General features: G+C 62.9%; 1 protein-coding gene. It reads left to right on the top strand.

Translation table 11 applies throughout. The features are described 5' to 3' along the window. Nucleotides 1-53: 53 nt before the first annotated feature. Nucleotides 54-264: Imm49 family immunity protein (locus ACLQ3C_RS21665; RefSeq protein ID WP_425707140.1), on the top strand; the 211-nt coding region annotated here is incomplete at its 3' end.

Below are 264 nucleotides of genomic sequence, written 5' to 3' on the forward strand. Positions count from 1 at the left end.
GTGTGTGGTCGTTGGTGGGTTCGGGTGGTGTGGTGGGGGAGGAGGTGTGGTCGATGTTGGATGCGGCGTGTGAGGTGGCGCGGGTGCAGTTTGGGCGGGCGTCGTTGCCGAAGGGTGAGCATCGGTTGTCGTTTTCTGTGTTGGGTCGGGAGTTTGAGACGGGGTCGTCGGGTCCGAATCCGTACACGATGGCGCCGGATTGGTTGGATGCGTTGTGGTTGGGGTTGGTGGCGCGGGATCGTGGGTTGTTGGATGTGTTGCGGG

It is taken from the genome of Gordonia sp. DT30, from assembly GCF_049844915.1.
Classification (GTDB): domain Bacteria; phylum Actinomycetota; class Actinomycetes; order Mycobacteriales; family Mycobacteriaceae; genus Gordonia.